The following is a 19,370-nucleotide window of genomic DNA, read 5'->3' as shown; positions in this document are numbered from 1 at the left end:
ATTGAATAAAATTACTTATTTCATTCTTTTTTTAGTCATCAATTTTGGCGGTTTAGCTTTAGGTAGTTGGCTAATGAATGATGGTCCTAATACCTTGTGGTACCAAAACCTTAATAAAGCACCATGGACGCCACCAGGTTGGGTTTTCGGAGTTGCATGGACCTTAATTATGCTATGCTTTTCTTGGTATTTAGCCGAATTGTTTAAGGATAGAATGTCTAGAGTTCTGTGGACTGTTTATGGTTTACAAGTTGTTCTTAATGTGATCTGGAATTGGATATTCTTTAATCAACACCTCGTAGTATTGGGTTTATTGGTCATTAGTTTACTCTTTGTTGTCATCCTTTACTTTTTTATCACCTTTAGAAGTGATCGATTAAAATATGCTAAGTATTTACTATTACCTTATCTCGTTTGGCTTTGCATTGCCATTTCATTAAATGCCTACGTGGTTTTTAACAATTAATATTAGTCATGAAAATATATACTCTTCATAAAAAACAAAACTTACCAATTACTGTAGATGAAGCTTGGGAATTTTTGTCGAGCCCAAAAAATCTAAAAACCATCACACCAGACTATATGGGTTTTCATATTTTATCAGGTGCAGATAGACCAATGTTTCCAGGCCAAATAATTCAATACATCGTAACACCAGTTTTAGGAATTAAAACCAAATGGGTTACAGAAATCACACATGTCAAGGACAAAGAATATTTTGTAGATGAACAACGCTTTGGGCCTTATGCATTATGGCATCACAAACATTTTATAAAGCCTATAGAAGATGGTGTTGAAATGGAAGACATCGTAGATTATAAAATACCTATGGGTATCTTAGGGCAGATGGTACATCCTATTCTGGTAAAACCAAAACTTGAGGAAATCTTTAATTACAGAACAAAGAAGCTAGAAGAGCTATTTGGAACCTATTAATATGGGTAAAACAGTAAATATATTCTGGTTTCGTAGAGACCTAAGATTGGATGACAATGTTGGTTTGTATGAGGCGTTACATGGAGAACAACCTGTGTTACCCATTTTTATTTTTGACTCTGAAATTATAAATAAATTACCTAAGAATGATGCTCGTGTAACATTTATACACGAAACATTACAAAAGATGCGCAAAGAACTTCAAGAAAATTATAATAGTAGCATTGCCATCTACCATGGAAAACCAATTCATATCTTCAAGCAACTTATTGAAGAATTTGAAATTGATTCTGTTTACACCAATCACGATTATGAGCCATATGCTAAAAAACGAGATACTGAAGTAGAAGGGTTATTAAATTCAAATAATATTGCTTTTAAAACTTTCAAAGATCAGGTGATTTTTGAAAAAGATGAGGTAGTAAAAAAAGACGGAGACCCCTACGTTGTATATACACCATACATGCGTGCCTGGAAAGAACAGTTTAAGACCCATGATTTAAAGATATACTACACGAGTTCTTTTTTAAATAATCTCATTGAGCATACACAATTACCTAATTTAAGTTTATCTGATATTGGTTTTGAAAAATCAAAACAAGAAATAGCACCATATGATGTGACTCCAACACTCATCCAACAATACGAGGAAACCAGAAATTTCCCTGCCAAAGAAGGGACATCTCATTTAGGGCCACATCTACGTTTTGGAACCGTTAGCATCAGAAAAATGATAAAGAAAGCCATTAACGAGGAAAACGAAACGTTTTGGAAAGAACTGATTTGGCGCGAATTTTTTATGCAAATACTCTGGCATTTTCCAAATACAATTGATAAAGCATTTAAATCTAAATATGATAGAATTGAATGGAGAAATAACGAAGAGGAATTTAAAAGATGGTGTGAGGGAACTACTGGTTATCCATTAGTAGATGCAGGTATGCGAGAACTTAATGAAACTGGATTTATGCACAATAGAGTACGAATGCTTGTCGGTAGTTTTTTGTGCAAACATCTTCTTATCGACTGGAGATGGGGAGAAGCTTACTTTGCTGAAAAATTACATGATTATGAAATGGCAAGCAATGTAGGTAATTGGCAATGGGTAGCTGGTTCTGGCGTCGATGCTGCTCCTTATTTTAGAATTTTCAACCCAACATCTCAAATTCAAAAATTTGACAAAGAGCACAAATACATTAAAAAATGGGTGCCAGAATATCAAGAATTGACTTATCCTAAGCCTATGGTAGATCATAAAGAAGCTAGAGAACGCTGTTTAGTAGCTTATAAAACTGCTTTAAATTAATTTTTTCAGTTCTGATACAATAAATTAAAAATCTGAACGTTACAAAAACTAAGACGCTTGCGTCTTAATAGAAATAACCATTTCAATAAACAATTTTTAAACCCTGAATAAACTTCAGGGTTTAGTTTTAATAATAAAGCTTCAAATATATATTTGAAGCTTTCATTTTATTTTTTTGTTATACCAATAATTTGAAATCAGTTTCCTTCTAACCTTTCAATCTTAGCACCTATTGCTCTTAGTCTTTCATCAATATTTTCATAACCTCTATCTATTTGTTCTATGTTATGAATTATAGATGTTCCTTTTGCTGATAAAGCGGCAATAAGCAGTGAAATTCCTGCTCTAATATCAGGAGAAGTCATCATGGTTGCTTTTAATTGTGATTTAAAATCGTGACCAATAACTGTTGCTCTATGAGGGTCGCACAAAATGATCTTTGCTCCCATGTCTATCAATTTATCAACAAAGAATAAACGACTTTCAAACATTTTTTGATGAATTAAAACTTCACCTCTTGCTTGGGTTGCTATTACCAAAACAATACTCAATAAATCTGGCGTAAATCCTGGCCAAGGTGCATCTGCAATAGTTAATATTGATCCATCTATATAATTCTGAATTTGATAACCATCTTTATGCGCAGGAATATGAATATCATCTCCTTGCTGCTCTACTGTAATTCCTAGTTTTCTAAATACTGTTGGTATTTGTCCTAAATCGTCCCAACTCACATCTTTTATAGTTAGTTCGCTTTTGGTCATAGCCGCCAGACCTATCCAACTACCTATTTCAATCATGTCTGGTAGCATTTTATGCTCTGTGCCTCTTAAACTTTCTACACCATCAATAATCAGCATATTAGAACCGATACCAGAAATTTTAGCACCCATTCTATTGAGCATCTTACACAATTGCTGTAAATACGGTTCACACGCAGCATTATAAATAGTAGTTTGTCCTTTGGCCAAAACGGCAGCCATAACAATATTAGCTGTACCAGTTACAGAAGCTTCGTCTAAAAGCATATAAGTACCCTTAAGTTCTTCTGCCTCTACACCATAAAAATAATCTTCTCTGTTATATCTGAATTTAGCGCCAAGATTAATAAACCCTTCAAAATGTGTATCTAATCGTCGACGGCCAATTTTATCACCTCCTGGTTTAGGAATATATCCTTTACCAAAACGACCCAATAAAGGTCCTACAATCATAATAGAGCCACGAAGCCCTTTACCATCTTCCTTAAACTCTGCTGATTCTAAGTACTTTAAATTTACCTCATCTGCTTTGAAACTATAAGAGCCTTTGCTTAGCTTTTCAACTTTTACACCTAGTTTTTTTAGTAAAACTATAAGCTTATTAACATCTATAATATCTGGAATATTATTAATAATAACAGTCTCTGCAGTTAATAATACTGCACAAAGTATTTGCAAGGCTTCGTTTTTTGCACCTTGAGGTTTTATTGCGCCTTTTAACTGGTGTCCGCCTTCTATTTTAAATGTACCCATTCTTTATTAGTAACGTTTACGATTGTTAGAATATTTCTTTTTAGGCTTTTTGCTTCCTTTGTTACTAAACTTAGATTTTGCACGCATTAAGCTAGATGAATCGCTAAGGTCTTCTTCGCTATTTTTTAAGTTTATTTTACCATTAGACAATTCATACAAATGACCGAAAATGACATTATCCTCAACACTATCTTTATTCCAATTGAGGTAACTCTTTTTCATATGATTTGCTATGGTATAAATTAGAGCTTCTTTCATTTCGCCTTCATCCCAAGTAACAGCAACATCAATCATGGTTTTTATATTGTTACCATAAAAACGATATTTTGGATGATTCTGAGGATACCTTAAAGGCTCTGGACTAGCTGACAGCTCATCACGTGAAGGTTTAGGATAAGGGGAATCGGCATCAAAATCAAAATCAGACATAATAAACAACTGATCCCATAACTTATGTTGAAAATCTGGTACATCCCTTAAATGAGGTTGTAGATTTCCCATCACAGAAATAATGGCCTTTGCTAATTTATTTCTTTCTTCTTTACTTTCGCGAGTCTTAGCATAATTGATCATTTTTTGTAAATGACGACCATACTCTGGTATTATTAAATGTTCGCGCTCTGTGTTGTATTCTAAATTGTCAATCAAAATATAAAGATGTGTGTAGTAAGTTATATAAAACCCGAAGTTTCTAGGTTTTGTCGCAAAGTACAAAAAAATAGCAAGGTTAAAAGAAATTTTAAAGGGAAATTACACCTTCAATTTTTTCGCCCACCTCTTTATACTTAGAGATTACAGCATCAGGGTTTTTCATTGTAACATTAACAGATACACTTGTGTATTTGCCATTTTTAGATGGTCTAGTATTTATCACTGCGCCTAGATGGTTAAACAAGGCCTTTATTTCTTCAATTTTTGAAGTTTCGGAAATAACTATAAACTTATATAAATATTCCGTTGGCCAAAGTGCAGTATCCTGCAATTGAGTCTTTAGTTTTATATAGAATTCTTCTGTTTTTTTATTCTTGTCCATTATCAATCTTTATTAATGCAAAGATACATCTTACTTTGCATTTTTGGTTTTAATATTTTATCACGACTTTTACTGCAAAAATACTGCCAATTTGAGTCCTAAAAAAATCGTTATTACGGGTGGCCCTGGTACCGGGAAATCTTCAATTATAAACCACTTAAAAAGCCTTGGCTTTTTATGCTATGATGAAATCTCTAGAGAAATTACCTTGCAAGCTAGAAAAGATGGCATAGAGCAGCTTTTTTTAACAGAACCTCTACTCTTTAGTGAAATGCTTTTAGAAGGAAGAATAAAGCAATATAATGATGCTTCTAAAGAAAAAATGCATACTGTTTTTTTAGATAGAGGTATACCAGACATTTTGGCTTATATGGACTATATAGGTGACAAATACCCTCAGTATTTCAATGATGCCTCACAAAATAATAGTTATGATTATGTTTTTGTATTAGCGCCTTGGCAAGAAATTTTCACTAGTGATAGTGAGCGCTATGAAAATTTTGAGCAAGCCATAGAAATTCACCATCATCTTTTAGAAACGTATATGAGATTTGGGTATCAGCTGATTGATGTACCCTTTGAAACTATAGAAAAGCGTACCGATTTTATTTTAGAGGTCTTAAATTTGTAGCAATGCATCCTATTGAAGTTTTAGAACGCTACTGGAATTATACTTCTTTTAGACCTTTACAAGAAGACATTATCTATTCGGTATTAGAAAACGAAGATACTTTTGCCTTGTTACCAACTGGTGGTGGTAAATCAATTTGTTTTCAGATTCCTGCATTGATGAAGGAAGGCATTTGCATTGTAGTTTCGCCACTTATTGCATTAATGAGAGACCAGGTTTATACACTAAAACAAAAAGGAATTAAAGCAATTGCACTTACTTCTGGCATGTCTTACAAAGATTTAGATACTCATTTAGATAATTGTATTTATGGCAATTATAAGTTCTTGTACCTATCGCCTGAACGTTTACAACAACCATTGGTACAAGAACGTATACAGCAAATGCAAGTAAATCTTATTGCTGTGGATGAGGCACACTGTATTAGTCAATGGGGAAATGACTTTAGACCTGCATACAAAAATATTTCAACTTTGAGGCAACTTCATCCGCAGGTAAATTGTATAGCGCTTACTGCTTCTGCCAAATACAATATTATAGATGATATTGTTGCCAGTTTAGATTTTGTTGCACCAAAAATTTATAAAGCATCGTTTACCAGAAGGAATATTGCTTATCAAGTTGTTCAAACTGAGGATAAATTATTTCAACTAAAACACATTTTAAACACTAAAAATGGAAGTTCAATTATATATGTTAGAAATAGAAGAGCCACAAAAGAGATCAACGATTATTTAGAGGCTAAAGGCTTTTCAACTACCTTTTATCATGGAGGAATTACCAACAAAGAAAAAAACGAAAGGTTACAATTATGGGTTAGTGAGCAAAAACTCATAATGGTGGCTACTACGGCTTTTGGTATGGGAATTGACAAGTCTAACGTTAGAAATGTTATTCACTTTAATTTACCTGAAAGTTTAGAGAGTTATTATCAGGAAGCTGGAAGAGCTGGCCGAGATGGAAAATTGGCTAATGCTATTATATTAAAGCAACCCATAGATGAAGAGCAGTTAAAAAATCAATTTTTGATTACTTTACCTTCATCAGATTATGTAAAGTATATCTATAAAAAGTTATGCAACTACTTTCAAGTAGCTTATGGAGAAGGAGAAAACAGTACTTATCAGTTCGATTTTAAAACATTTTGCAATACATATAAACTAAATCCAAGTATTACCTATAATGCATTAACCCTTTTAGACCGAAACTCAGTTATTGCATTAGCACAGCATTTCAATTTTAGGACTAAAATTCAGTTTTTAATTCCTAACAATGCTTTATTTGAATATTTAGAAAGACACTTAGAATTAAATACTTTGGTTAAAGTATTACTACGCACATATGGTGGTATTTTTGACTATGAAACAAAAGTAAACTTAAATCTAGTCATTGATAAAGCTAGCATACCTGAAAAAAAAGTGATTCATCAATTACAGCAACTAGAGAAAGACGAAGTCATTAGCTTAGAAATGGCCAATACAGATTCTGAAATTACCTTCTTAAAACCTCGCGAAGATGACATTACTATAAATCCTATAGTTAAAGTCATAAAACAACAACATCAATTAAAACACCAGCAGGTTGAAGCTGTTATTAATTATGTAAATGATAATATAGTTTGCAAAAACAGACAGCTATTAGCATATTTTGGCGAAAAATCTAAAGAAAATTGTGGTTTATGCTCAGTATGTATTCAAAAAACAACTAATACACAAACTAATTCTATAAGCCTTGCAAGCCAAATCCTAGAGGCATTAGAACAAGAAGATTTATCTTCGCGTCAATTATTACTAGCCATAAACTGTTCTGAAAGCTCATTAATAGAGGCTCTCAAAGTACTCATTGAAACCAGAAAAATTAAAATTACTGACTCAAACACATATACATTAATATGACAAATAAACGCGATTTAAGAATAGTCTTTATGGGAACTCCAGACTTTGCCGTGGCTACCTTAAAGGCTCTATTGGAAAATGATTACAATGTTGTTGGAGTTATAACTGCTCCCGACCGTAAGGCTGGTCGAGGTCAGAAATTAAAGTTTTCAGCTGTTAAAGAATTTGCATTAGAACATCATCTAAATATTCTTCAACCTACAAACCTTAAATCAGAATCCTTTATTGAAGAATTAAAAGCACTCAACTCCAATTTGCAGATTATTGTTGCCTTTAGAATGCTTCCAAAAGTAGTTTGGCAGATGCCAGAATTCGGAACATTTAACCTACACGCTTCTCTTTTGCCACAGTATAGAGGTGCTGCACCAATACATTGGGCAATTATAAATGGTGAAAAGAAAACAGGAGTTACTACGTTTTTTATAGATGAAAAAATTGATACAGGTGCCATAATACTAAGTGAAGAAACAGATATAAATGAAGATACCACAGTAGGAGAATTGCACGATGAACTCATGACTATAGGAAGTAAACTTGTTATAAAGACAGTGAGGCTCATAGAAGAAGATAAGGTAAGAACCACCATTCAACCTAAATCTGATGATTTAAAAACAGCATACAAACTTAATCGCGATAACTGCAAAATAGACTGGAGTAAAGATTTAGATACTATATATAATAAGATAAGAGGTTTAAATCCATTTCCGACAGCATGGTGCTGCTTAGATAACGAAGACAAAGAGTTAATAGATATTAAATTATATGATGTAGCAAAAGAGTATGAAAATCATAATTTTAGTCCTGGATCAGTCATTTCATCCAAAACAGAACTAAAAGTTTCATGCCTAGGAGGTTATATAAAAGTAAAAGAAATACAGCTGCCAGGTAAGCGCAAAATGGATATAAAATCACTTTTGAATGGTTTTGAATTTTCTAAAAACGCCAAACTACTATAAACCCTTGCTATTATTGAGATAGTAAAAAATCCGACAAAATACTGTCCTTTATTAACAAATAGCGTGATTTATTAACAAAAACACGGATTTCCCTTGCTATTACTTGCGTGGCTTAATATTACTGATAAATTTGTGTACGGATTTTTAAAATCTCTTTTTTAAAACCGAATATTTAACAATTTAAATTTAAAATTTATGAACAAAACAGATTTAATCAATGGTATGGCAGAGAATGCTGGAATTACTAAAGCAGCTGCAAAAAAAGCATTAGATTCTTTGTTAATTGACATTGAAGGAGCTTTACAAAAAGGAAACAGAGTTTCTTTAGTAGGATTTGGATCTTGGTCAGTTTCTAAAAGAGCTGCTAGAGACGGAAGAAACCCTCAAACTGGTAAAACTATCAAGATTAAAGCTAAAAATGTAGTAAAGTTTAAGGCGGGTTCTGACTTAAGTAATGCTGTAAACTAAGATACTTTTTTCTTAAAATATTAAGTCTGCTCAATGAGCAGACTTTTTTTTGCTTCAATTTTAGCCTTATTAAGTTGTTTAAGTGCTAAAAATATTCTAGATTTAGTTTAGATAAAGAGAATTTTTACAATGAACAAACCCGAGAAAGGCAATCTACTAATTGCAGAACCATCCATAATCGGTGATATCTCTTTTAACCGAGCAGTCATTCTTTTAGCGGATCACAATGCTTTAGGTTCTGTTGGGTTTATATTAAATAAACCTTTAGAATATAACTTAAAAGATCTTATTGAGGGTACAGACTCAGACTTTAGGGTCTACAATGGTGGTCCTGTAGAACAGGATAATCTATATTTTATTCACAAATCGCCAGAATTAATTCCGAATAGTATAGAAATATCTAATGGTATTTTTTGGGGAGGTGACTTTAATGTAGTGCTAGATCTTATAAACAGTAAAAAAATAACCAAAAACGATATAAGGTTTTTCTTAGGTTATTCTGGTTGGGCAGAGCAACAACTAGATAACGAATTAGAGTCTAACGCTTGGTTGGTTTCTGAAAATATATACAATAATGAAATTATTGCTAAATCTTGTAATTCTTTTTGGCGTGAAAAAATGTTAGAGCTTGGTGGTGAGTATAAAATTTGGTCTAATGCACCTGAAAATCCAAGCTACAATTAAGAACCCAGTCTTATTTTTGTGTTTAATCTACTTGTTAGTTCTTTAGCTAATTCACATCCATAAGTTTTTTTACGATACTTAGTTATTGGAACTATGCCTTTAATAACATTAGTAATAAACAACTCATCTGCTTTTTGAAGTTCAAAAGGGCTAATTGATGATTCTTCAACGTATAGATTAACATCCGTAGATAATATTTCTAAAATTTGTTTACGCATTACACCTTTTAAACAACCATCTTCAAGTGATGGCGTTTTAATTTTATCACCCTTAACCAAAAACAAATTACCATTTAAAGCTTCAATTATAGATTTATTGGTATTGAGCACTAAACAATTATCCAAATCGTTTTCTGTAGCATAAATGCTTCCCATGACCTGTATAGCTTTATTGTTATTCTTTAAACCCGAAAGTAAACCAGGTGCCACGAAGAAATCTTTGTATAAATCAACTTCATATTTCAGATTGTCATTAATCTTATAAAATGGTTCTTCAAAAGTTTCAGCTATTATGTTAAAGTTTACCATTGAGCTACGGTCAGGAAGGTATTTTCCACCTTCACCTCTATCTACATTAATCCGTACACGTGCAGTAGCATCTAATAGATTATTAACTTTGATAGTTTTTAGAATTTCTGATTCCAAAAATTCCATAGTAAAGTTCATAGGAATATCCATTCGCATTATACGCATAGATGCCATAAGCCTAAAATAGTGATCTTCCCAAAAAAAGATTTTACCATTTACGACCTTTAGGGTTTCAAAAAGTGCATCACCATACTTATAGCCTCTATTTTCTGAAGTTAAAAAAGCGTCTTTTGAATCAATTAGTCTTCCGTTAAAATTTACCATAAAAAAATGTCCCGATTTAGTTTTTAATTAAACCGAGACAAAGATATAATAGTTGAGTTAGTTACTGGTTACCTTGAGCCCAAAACTTGCTTAAGACTAGATATTTGATTGTCCCACAGCATTTTGCCCTCATCAATCTCATCTTCTTCAGCAAAGTCGGTAATCATAAGAGATACATCTTTGGTAATTTCATCTACTTGAATTCTAATTTCAAAATAATAGCTTGCGCCGTCTTCTTCATCACTTAACCAACGAAATTTTACGCGCTCTCCACTTTTTTTAGTTAGTAATTTGGCTTGTTCTTCAGAACCATCCCAAATAAAAGTAAACAATTCTCCACGTGAGTTTACATTGTCTGCAAACCATTCGGATAAACCAGAAGGTGTAGATATATATTGGTAAATTAAAGCTGGAGATGCTTGAATGACAAACTCCATTTCGTACTTTTCTTTATCGTCCATAGAAGCATTTAATTATTTGCTCAATATATACAATTATGATACAATTCAAAACTTTAGCTGAAAAATATTTTTTAGAAACTTATGTTTGTTGTCGTAGAATTTGTTTTTATATTTGCACCCTGATTTTTGACACTTTTCAAAAGTTCAAAGATATTTTGCTTACGCAGGAAGTTGGCGAGGTAGCTCAGTTGGTTAGAGCGTTGGATTCATAACCCAGAGGTCACGAGTTCAAATCTCGTCCTCGCTACAAATTTTTAAATTACAACAAATCAACGGTTTAGTTCACTCTAAACCGTTTTTTTATGCAAAGTATTTATGATTTAATTACCTTAGAGTTTATTAATGAACACGATTTGGAACACGATTTGGAACACAAAAGCAAATATACCACTCCAAAAATCTATGACGCCAATGGTGACATAAAGCAACGCTGGTACGTCTATTTTTCATACCGAAATCCTGAAACAGGAAAACTTCAGCGAATGAAAAATATCTATGGCAAGACCAATCGTCTCAAGACAAAGGCGGAACGCTATACCGTTCTTAACCTTTATAAAAAACGACTACTGAAGTTCTTAAAAGAAGGTTACAATCCGTTTGAGGATAATACCGAATTGCACCTTCAAAAGTCTAAAACAACACAGGGAACAAATGGTAAAACAGAAAAAGTCGCAGAAAAGAATAGCATTCCGCAACAAGAAATACTAAATCAAACACCACAACCTTCGTTAAAACCCAAAACAAGATTAAAAGCAGAACAGCTTCATAGACCAACATCATTAGAACTATTGGAAGCATTTAACTATGCTTTGAAATTAAAGATTAACGTCATTAGCCAGAGTTCCTACGAAGATTATAGGACACGTATTTACATTCTTCATAAATGGCTAAAAAAACACCATAAAAAGGTCACACATATAGAGCACTTAGAGAAAAAACATATCCTAGAATTTCTAAACGAAGTGCAACTAAGCTCTTCACCAAGAAACAGGAACAATTACAGAACTGTTTTTAGCACTATTTTTCAGGTTTTGGAGGATAATGAAATTATACAAAACAACTTCGTAACAAGTATTAAACCCTTAAATTCCAAACCTAAACGCCACAAAACGTACACAAATAAAGAGCAAGAACGTATTTTTAAGTATTTGGAGGATAAAGACCCTATACTTTTACTTTATATTAAATTTATTTCATACAATTTTTTAAGACCCTTAGAAGTTTGTAGGTTAAGGATTAAAGATTTGAATATGGAAGATAGGACTCTACGATTCCAAGCTAAAAACAAGATCTTAAAAACAAAAATAATTCCTGATATTTTGTATAGCGAATTGCCCGACTTGTCCAAATGCCGCCCTGACGATTTCTTGTTTACACCTAAGAAGATTGGTGGAAAGTGGGATGCAAAAGAAATTAACCGCAGAAACAATTTTGGAAAACGCTTTTTGGATGTAAAAAAAGAATTGGGATTTACCAATAATTACAGTTTATATAGCTTTAGACATACATTTATCACAAGATTGTATAGAGCTATGGCTAAAGACTCCTCACCTTTTGAAGCCAAAAGCAGATTAATGCTCATTACTGGTCATAGTACCATGACAGCTTTAGAAAAATATCTTCGAGATATTGATGCTGAATTACCACAAGATTATTCGGATTTATTAAAGAAGTAAGCTATGGAATATCATACATTGGAAAATTTGGTAAAAAGAATTTCTCAGCCAGCTATATTCTTTTATCCAAGAAATATATTTGAAGAACTATCAGGCATGGATTTAAAAGGATTAGATGCAATCGGTATGACCAACACTTTAATTGTTAGAAATTCTATTGGTAAAATGAAACCTCTTGAATCTGTTGTTGAAGGTATGCTTATTATTAACAATAAGGAATTGCTAGATTCAAATACATTTGAAATACTAAAAATGAGTAACACCTTAGACAAAGAAAGTTTTCTTTACTTTCTAAATAAGTACTTTAAAAGCTTAGACACTTGGTTAAGAATCACAGAGCTTACACAAAACGATGCAAAACATCAGGCATCTAATTATTTACCAGGAATTCAAAGTTATTTAGAATTACAACACAAAATCAACTTAGATCATAAAACCGATCTTGTTAAACGATTTGGTGAGTGGAGACGAATAGCCAACCTAAATAAAACTTTAAATGTAAAGCTTCCGTCTTTCGAAGAAATTAGATATAGAAAACCTATAAAGATTGATTCACTTAAAGAAAATCCAGTTAAGCGACTTATGTCTGGTAAGCCAAAATCAAAGACAAAAAAAACTGAGCCAAATGTTGATATTATAGATGCTGACCTCTTAATAAATGTTTTTAATGTAGATCCTAAATTGGTTCGTAGCAATAAAAATGATAATTTTACGTAAATTATACGTTTAATTTACGATTAAATCATGAAAGAGACCAAATATTATACATGCGAGTATTGTTTTAAAGAATATGAACCAAAGCGTAGACGCGTACAAAAATACTGTAGTAATTCTTGTCGCTCTTCTGCGTTCCAACTTCGAAAGGCAAGTCAAAAAAATAAGGATAAATCCCTGCCTTCTATTAAAAGTTCTGAAATACTTCAAGTTCCAAAAACAGAAAAAATATCAGCAGCAGGAGTTGGAAACGCTGCACTTGGAGTTCTAGCAGTTGACGCTGCAAAATCATTGCTAACCTCTCGTAAAAATAAACCTGCCACAAAAGGTGATATAGATTTACTTATTGAAAAATTAGGTGGTCGTTATCATTTTGTAAAAAATTTACAACCAAATATTTATGGTGATTATCCGTTTTATGATTTAATGGAGGGTAAAATTGTGTATTTAAAGACTTAATAAATCATTAATGAATAACATACATTCATGGACTTAATGAATCATTAAGCATATAAAACGAGTTATTTTAGAACAATACGGTAACGTTATCTCTACCTCTATTGATGTGATTATTGGTAAAATTATTGAAGATTAAACAGGATTTCATCTTAGTAAATTATACAAGTACCCACACCACTTTTGATCCTGCCTTAGCCCTTAGATTTGTCTAACGGCAAACACCAAATACTCATTCTAATAATGACAATAACATTTTTATTGTTTTAGGTACAAAATATACGTTGTAGACCAAAATAGGAACACTTGATTACATTGGTTATTATCTATGTACAAAGCAGCTAGCAGGTATTAAAATTTTAACTGCTCAAGAACATCGTATTCCTAAAGAAGCTTTTGAAAAAACTGTTTATTTATTTATGAAGAGATTTAAAAATAATCCTCTATGAATTATCAATTCTCCACTAACAAGTCTACTAAATTTTGATATTGTTCTGGCTCTCCAATTTCTTCAAAATATTGCTCCACAATATAAGGAGGAAATCCTCTAATTTTTGAATACGACAAGTTTGACAAGCGTAAAAACTCTTTAAGTTCAGGTGTTTCTTTAATTTGAAAACTCAATTTTTTATGATGCATCCCTGGTAGTCTTGCCAAATCTTGCTTCTTAATAGGATGTAAAATTTTCCATTTTTTATCTGTCCATTTATTCATTGCGATTATAACATCACCCATAGTTGGATCTTTTGGCAAATCTAAATATTTCTGATATTTACTTTTAAAAGTATTTCTGGTCGTTCCAAAAAACTTATAGACATACTCATTATCAACTATTTCAGGCACAAACTCATCTAAGGTCTGAGCTATTTCTTCAATTGAAATCGATTTATGTGGTCGATTAGGCGAAATAACCAACCAATTAGACATATACATGGCATAAATTAAAGCATTTCTAGTAGAATTGAAATGATCTCCAAATACAGCACCAAGTACAAAAACCGAAAGCATATGCCCTCGGTTTTTCCAGCGGTGTCCAGGTTGCATTAAAACCTGCTCAAACTCTTTTAAAGAAAGGTGTTTTCTCCTTGGCACTTCTTTATTTAAATTTTGAATTTCTTGCTGCTGCACTAGTGGCTCTTGCTGCAAAAGAACCTTTAGAAACCGATCCTGTTCCTGCTTTGGCTGTTGCACTTGTAATTCTTGCTGCTGCACTTGTAGTCATTTTAGTTTTGCTCATTTTTTTTAATTTTAATTAATAATATTACAAACCTAATAGACTTATTTTTTGTATTTCTAGATATTGACGTTTTATAAATTTTAACTCACTTTTTGATTATAAACATTTCTACCACTACCATAATAATTGGTAAAAATGTGTTGATAAACATTAGCCGTTTTTATTCCTACCTCTTCATCTGAATATCGCTCTTGTGGCAAGTACAATAAATTATCATAAATTAAGCTCTTTACTTGTGCTTTTATCTGTCTACTTTCTCTCCAATTGTCTATTTTTAGTTTCTCAGACTTTAAGGATTCTAATGTTTTAGCAGCTACTTTTTTTACGTCTTTAATCTCTTTTGGTGTTAACTCTTTGCCTTCTTTTAATAAATCAAAAATGGCTAGCGTTTCTTGATCTTTCAAATTTTCTCTAACCACACGTTGCTCTTCAAAAGATAGGTCTTTAATAAAATTACTCAAGTTCTCGAATGTCTTGATTGTATCTTCGAGGCTTTTCCCTTTGTTATACTCCTGGATAATTTTTTTATATCTATCGTAAAACTCTATTCGCAATGGATTTTCTTTCATCATTTGCTCTAATCGTTGCTCTATGGCGTCTTGCAAATTAAATACTAAGGTATTCTTTCGAGGTGTCTTGGTAAAAGCTGCTCTTAATTTATCAAAATCTAAAGATGCTAGATCAACATATACATCTTCTTCATTTTCCTTTATTATATTATCTTGGATAGTTACACTGTCACTCACAATCGCTTGAAGATCCATGATGATTTGAGTTACATCTGCTCCTTTTACATTTTGATTTAAGGCGGTGTAGATAGCTTCTATTGCATTGAAATCCTTAACATGCTTCTTGAGTTTTTCGGAAGGAAACAGGGCTTTGTACTTTCTGAATACATTGCGCGCCATGGTCTCAAAAGTCGTTCTTGTTGTTTCATTAAGACATACTGCATCTGTAGCTTGTTTTATTTTAGCAATTTTAGACATGGGTTTTGCATCCTTTAAGTCCTGTAATGAGAACTTAAGTTCTTTTAAATATGTCTTTACATCCTTAATGGCTTGCTTTAATTCTATCTCAACATCTTCCAGAGGTTCTACAGGTTTTCCTGGATTATTCGTATTGCCTGACCCTTTACTGCCTTCTCCATAAATGGAATAGGCCTTCTCTAATTGTTTATACACATTGCCATAATCCACAATTAGTCCATTCTCTTTCTCATCATCATATACACGATTTGCTCTTGCAATGGTTTGCATTAAGGTATGACCTTTAATGGGTTTATCTAGATATACCGTAGATACACATGGAGCATCAAAACCTGTAATCCACATAGCACAGACTATTGCTAAACGAAACGAATTATCTTCGTCTTTAAACTCTTTTTCAAGATTACGTTCAACCATTTTTCGTCGGTGTTTTTCAATGTCTAAATTCATTTTCTTGAACTTATCCACTTCATTTTGCTCACCACTAACCACCACACAAACTTCAGTCTCCTTAACCTTATTATACTTTCGTTTTAACTCCTGCTCTTCCTGCTGGTCGGTTGCGTTATCTATACGCTCTTGCAATTCTTTAAGGTAGTCTGGCCAATATTGCTGTACCAAATCATACATCCTTACCGCAGTAGGTTTATCTAAAGCCACATACATGGCTTTACCTTGATAACCGCGTTCGTTAAAGTGCCAAACCAAATCTTTTGCAATGGCTTCTAATCTTGGTTGTGCTGTTAATATTGGATAATCTCTACTGAAAAGGTATTCCAATTTCTTTTTTTGATCGTCGTCTAAATCTTCATTTTCAAACACTTCAGCCATACGCTCATCCAATTCTGGATTAGTAATGTCTAGCTTTTCACCTCTATTAAGGTAGCGCAACGGAAGCGTTGCTTCATCTTCTATGGCACGTTTAAAGTCGTAAATAGACACATACTCACCAAAAATGTTTTTGGTGAGCTCTTCTTCTTCTTTTATAATTGGAGTGCCTGTAAAGCCTAGATAAGACGCGTTAGGCAATCCGTGAAAACGCATATTTCTAGCATAGGTTCCTGATTGTGTTCTATGTGCTTCATCACTGATAACTATAATGTTTTTACGCTCTGTAATTAATGGGTATTCACTTTCTATTTTTGGGTCTATTGAAAATTTATGAATAAGCGTAAATACGTAACGATGATTTTCGGCAAGTAACTCTCGCAAATGCTCACGACCTGTCATACCTTTTTTCTTGCCTGCTATTACATTTTTATTGTTAACAACACCAACTCCTGAAAAGGTATCGTATAACTGATTTTCTAGCTCGGTTCTATCAACTGCAATTAAAAATGTATAAGAACCCCCTAACTTACGATGAATCTTTTCACATAAAAACACCATAGAATAAGATTTACCAGAACCTTGCGTGTGCCAAAACACACCGAGTTTTCCTTCTAAATCATCAATATTGTTAACATTTTCAATAACTTTATTTACACCTATATACTGATGGTTTTTAGCCATTAGCTTCACCACATCACCTTGAGAATCATCAAATAATAAAAAATTCTCAAAAATGTCCATTAAACGATGTTTGGCACATGTACCTCGCAACATGGTATCTAAGCTTACTTCACCCTCTTCTTCCTCTTCTATACGCTTCCATTCTAAAAAGAATTTATACGGACTAGTTATGGTACCCACTTTAGCATCAATCCCGTTGCTCAAAATGATAAATCCGTTATTGTGAAATACGTGTGGTATAGTGTCCTTGTAATCTGTAAGATTATCATCATATGCATGACGTAAGTTTTGATGATGCGCTTTAAGCTCAAAAAAAACTAAAGGAATTCCATTTACAAAACCTACTACATCTGGTCTTCGTAAATAAAGTTCTCCAAGAACCTCAAACTGTCTAACTGCTAAAAAATAGTTATTGTCGTAGTTTTTAAAGTCGAATACTTTAAGCTTAGGTTTTACAAGATCCCCCTTTGCATTGGTGTAACTAACAGGGACGCCATTTTTAAGATAGTCCGTTTTTTCTTTATTAATTCTACCTAAGGTTTGATCTGCAATGTTTTGTGTGATTAATTCTATAGCCTGTTCATAGGCTTGTTCTGGATGATTAGGGTTAAGTTTTTGCAGTGCTTGTAAGAGGTATCGTTTTAAAACTACTTCCGTTTTATCTTCTCTACCCAGAAGACCATCTGTACCGAAGGTTTCTTTAGTCCAGGCATATTTGACTGTCCACCCTAATTCTTCTAGTACTTCTTGAGAAGCTTCTTCAATTAAACCATCTTCGGAATATTCGTAGCTCATATCTATTATTTTACTAAAGGTAATTTCACACCTAACTTATAAACATTGTAATAATCTTCTACTTCTGTTTGTTTTAAATCTATTTCTTTCAAATCATTAAAACCTTTGTCCTGATCTGGATGAATGATTAAACAGTCTATTACTTCTCCTTGTTCTTTATTTAATGCTTGATACACTTTTTTTAATCTAGCATAACCGCTTACTTGCCTAATATCTTCATCGTATTTACCATTTAAGTACTTTAACTTATACTTCGCATCTATAACCATTTGATATTCTTCGTTATTCAACAAGTAATCCAATTCATTTCCATAATACTTGTATTGAAATTTTACTTGATTATAAAATCTATCTTTTAACAACCCTAAAACATACAGTTCAAACAACTTGGTCATGTCTATCCAAAATGGTGGTGATTGTACTGTTTCTTTTATCGTATTAGAAATGTTATAACCAAAACGTTTTAAAATTAGTTTTGCTAAGTATAAAGCTTGTTCATATTCTTTATAGAATACATTAGTTTTGGTTTGTTTTATTTCTGAAACCTCAATAGCATCAGACACTTGTGTAAAAGCTGGATTGATATAATTATAGGTGTTTTGTAAGTCTTTATGATTTGTTAATTGACCATAAGTTGGCAAATAACGTTTTACAAATAGTAACGCTTTTTTTAATAATCGGTTTTCTTTATTATCAATACCAAACTCATCAAAAGTGCAATACGTATAAAGGCTTTTATTTTTAACCAAGTTCTGTTTTATTGTTTTAGCAACTTGCACTTTACCTTTAACTCTACCTTGCAAATTTTGCTCTACTTTGTAGTAGGATTTTTTCAATCCTTTTCTAACAATCTGTTTTAATAAACTCAAAAATTCTACTACTAAAAAAGGTGTTAATAAGTCCTGTTTTTGAGTTATCTGTATGGTTGGTTTATGCCATTTTACTACAAACAGTTCTTCTAAATTTTTAGCTACCGCATCGTGTTTTAAAGACGATAACAACATTGCTATAAAATCTATTTCTTGTGCCTCATGGTTGAGCTTTGGCGCTACATACAATGCTGATTTGTTAGTCTCTATCCAATCTAATCCAATAAAGTATCCTGTATTTAGTAGGTATTCATTATTGTCTTCATTTTTTTTATGGATTGAAAAACAAGGTAAACTCGCATCACTACCTCTATGCTGTTTTGCAAACTTTTTTTGGTATTGTGTTTTTAAAAATCCAGAGGTTTCATCTGAATTTAAAATCATATTTTG

Annotated in this window: 20 protein-coding genes and 1 tRNA gene; 12 read left to right on the top strand and 9 right to left on the bottom strand. The window is 32.5% G+C overall.

The window, feature by feature from the left end:
• Position 1 precedes the first annotated feature (1 nt).
• Genes ACPX19_RS10620 through ACPX19_RS10610 form a run of 3 tightly spaced genes read left to right on the top strand, consistent with a single transcriptional unit; the run spans position 2 to position 2,242 of the window.
• The gene (locus ACPX19_RS10620; protein WP_426429980.1) at positions 2 to 466 is read left to right on the top strand and encodes a TspO/MBR family protein; all 465 of its coding nucleotides are present in this window, start codon (positions 2 to 4) and stop codon (positions 464 to 466) included.
• Positions 467 to 474: 8 nt separating this feature from the next.
• The gene (locus ACPX19_RS10615; protein ID WP_426429979.1) at positions 475 to 936 is read left to right on the top strand and encodes an SRPBCC family protein; all 462 of its coding nucleotides are present in this window, start codon (positions 475 to 477) and stop codon (positions 934 to 936) included.
• A 1-nt stretch (position 937) separates the two neighbouring features.
• A complete protein-coding gene (locus tag ACPX19_RS10610; RefSeq protein ID WP_426429978.1) occupies positions 938 to 2,242 on the top strand; it encodes a cryptochrome/photolyase family protein in 1,305 nt (434 codons plus the stop codon).
• A 197-nt stretch (positions 2,243 to 2,439) separates the two neighbouring features.
• On the opposite strand, the gene murA is transcribed toward ACPX19_RS10610, so the two are convergent.
• The 3 genes from murA to ACPX19_RS10595 all read right to left on the bottom strand — a co-directional run bounded on the left by murA (position 2,440) and on the right by ACPX19_RS10595 (position 4,789).
• Positions 2,440 to 3,756 (bottom strand): UDP-N-acetylglucosamine 1-carboxyvinyltransferase, encoded by a 1,317-nt coding sequence (gene murA / locus ACPX19_RS10605; RefSeq protein ID WP_426429977.1) that lies wholly within the window; start codon positions 3,754 to 3,756, stop codon positions 2,440 to 2,442.
• A gap of 6 nt (positions 3,757 to 3,762) precedes the next feature.
• Positions 3,763 to 4,404: a DUF4290 domain-containing protein gene (locus ACPX19_RS10600; RefSeq protein ID WP_426429976.1), complete on the bottom strand. Its 642-nt coding sequence runs from the start codon at positions 4,402 to 4,404 to the stop codon at positions 3,763 to 3,765.
• 91 nt (positions 4,405 to 4,495) lie between these two features.
• Positions 4,496 to 4,789 carry a DUF493 family protein gene (locus ACPX19_RS10595; protein WP_426429975.1) on the bottom strand — a complete coding sequence of 98 codons (294 nt, stop codon included), beginning with the start codon at positions 4,787 to 4,789 and terminating at the stop codon, positions 4,496 to 4,498.
• Positions 4,790 to 4,880: 91 nt separating this feature from the next.
• Here ACPX19_RS10595 and ACPX19_RS10590 point away from each other — a divergent pair, with 91 nt between their 5' ends.
• The 5 genes from ACPX19_RS10590 (at position 4,881) to ACPX19_RS10570 (ending at position 9,423) form a co-directional block, all read left to right on the top strand.
• Positions 4,881 to 5,420, top strand: coding sequence for an AAA family ATPase (locus ACPX19_RS10590; RefSeq protein WP_426429974.1), 540 nt, complete (start codon positions 4,881 to 4,883; stop codon positions 5,418 to 5,420).
• A gap of 2 nt (positions 5,421 to 5,422) precedes the next feature.
• Positions 5,423 to 7,315, top strand: a complete 1,893-nt coding sequence (locus ACPX19_RS10585) for a RecQ family ATP-dependent DNA helicase (RefSeq protein ID WP_426429973.1) — start codon at positions 5,423 to 5,425, stop codon at positions 7,313 to 7,315.
• Entirely contained in the window at positions 7,312 to 8,271 is a 960-nt protein-coding gene (gene fmt / locus ACPX19_RS10580) for a methionyl-tRNA formyltransferase (protein ID WP_426429972.1), read from the top strand. Before ACPX19_RS10585 ends, fmt begins: the two co-directional genes overlap by 4 nt.
• Positions 8,272 to 8,466: 195 nt before the next feature.
• Positions 8,467 to 8,739 (top strand): HU family DNA-binding protein, encoded by a 273-nt coding sequence (locus ACPX19_RS10575; RefSeq protein WP_114309814.1) that lies wholly within the window; start codon positions 8,467 to 8,469, stop codon positions 8,737 to 8,739.
• A gap of 129 nt (positions 8,740 to 8,868) precedes the next feature.
• Positions 8,869 to 9,423, top strand: a complete 555-nt coding sequence (locus ACPX19_RS10570; protein WP_426429971.1) for a YqgE/AlgH family protein — start codon at positions 8,869 to 8,871, stop codon at positions 9,421 to 9,423.
• On the opposite strand, the gene ACPX19_RS10565 is transcribed toward ACPX19_RS10570, so the two are convergent.
• Together ACPX19_RS10565 and ACPX19_RS10560 are read right to left on the bottom strand one after the other, a co-directional pair.
• Positions 9,420 to 10,274, bottom strand: coding sequence for an aminotransferase class IV (locus ACPX19_RS10565; protein ID WP_426429970.1), 855 nt, complete (start codon positions 10,272 to 10,274; stop codon positions 9,420 to 9,422). The two genes, ACPX19_RS10570 and ACPX19_RS10565, sit on opposite strands and share 4 nt — an antisense overlap.
• A 68-nt stretch (positions 10,275 to 10,342) precedes the next feature.
• Positions 10,343 to 10,735, bottom strand: coding sequence for an START-like domain-containing protein (locus ACPX19_RS10560; RefSeq protein ID WP_426429969.1), 393 nt, complete (start codon positions 10,733 to 10,735; stop codon positions 10,343 to 10,345).
• 173 nt (positions 10,736 to 10,908) lie between these two features.
• Here ACPX19_RS10560 and ACPX19_RS10555 point away from each other — a divergent pair.
• The 4 genes from ACPX19_RS10555 (at position 10,909) to ACPX19_RS10540 (ending at position 13,584) form a co-directional block, all read left to right on the top strand.
• A tRNA-Met gene (locus ACPX19_RS10555) sits at positions 10,909 to 10,982 on the top strand.
• 55 nt (positions 10,983 to 11,037) lie between these two features.
• Complete coding sequence (locus ACPX19_RS10550; protein ID WP_426429968.1) at positions 11,038 to 12,411, top strand: tyrosine-type recombinase/integrase; 1,374 nt, start codon at positions 11,038 to 11,040, stop codon at positions 12,409 to 12,411.
• 3 nt (positions 12,412 to 12,414) lie between these two features.
• On the top strand, positions 12,415 to 13,128 hold the full coding sequence (locus ACPX19_RS10545) for a hypothetical protein (protein WP_426429967.1): 714 nt from the start codon (positions 12,415 to 12,417) through the stop codon (positions 13,126 to 13,128).
• A gap of 27 nt (positions 13,129 to 13,155) precedes the next feature.
• On the top strand, positions 13,156 to 13,584 hold the full coding sequence (locus tag ACPX19_RS10540; protein ID WP_426429966.1) for a hypothetical protein: 429 nt from the start codon (positions 13,156 to 13,158) through the stop codon (positions 13,582 to 13,584).
• Between the two features lie 450 nt (positions 13,585 to 14,034).
• On the opposite strand, the gene ACPX19_RS10535 is transcribed toward ACPX19_RS10540, so the two are convergent.
• The 4 genes from ACPX19_RS10535 to ACPX19_RS10520 form a co-directional block, all read right to left on the bottom strand.
• Positions 14,035 to 14,673, bottom strand: coding sequence for a hypothetical protein (locus ACPX19_RS10535; protein ID WP_426429965.1), 639 nt, complete (start codon positions 14,671 to 14,673; stop codon positions 14,035 to 14,037).
• Positions 14,674 to 14,677: 4 nt separating this feature from the next.
• Entirely contained in the window at positions 14,678 to 14,818 is a 141-nt protein-coding gene (locus tag ACPX19_RS10530) for a hypothetical protein (protein WP_426429964.1), read from the bottom strand.
• 80 nt (positions 14,819 to 14,898) lie between these two features.
• Positions 14,899 to 18,111 carry a type I restriction endonuclease subunit R gene (locus ACPX19_RS10525; RefSeq protein ID WP_426429963.1) on the bottom strand — a complete coding sequence of 1,071 codons (3,213 nt, stop codon included), beginning with the start codon at positions 18,109 to 18,111 and terminating at the stop codon, positions 14,899 to 14,901.
• Positions 18,112 to 18,116: 5 nt separating this feature from the next.
• Positions 18,117 to 19,364, bottom strand: a complete 1,248-nt coding sequence (locus ACPX19_RS10520; RefSeq protein WP_426429962.1) for a 5-methylcytosine restriction system specificity protein McrC — start codon at positions 19,362 to 19,364, stop codon at positions 18,117 to 18,119.
• Between the last annotated feature and the right edge of the window lie 6 nt (positions 19,365 to 19,370).

The sequence above is a fragment of the Winogradskyella sp. HB-48 genome (assembly GCF_049942685.1).
GTDB lineage: Bacteria > Bacteroidota > Bacteroidia > Flavobacteriales > Flavobacteriaceae > Winogradskyella.
This window is presented reverse-complemented; position numbering and strand designations above follow the sequence as displayed.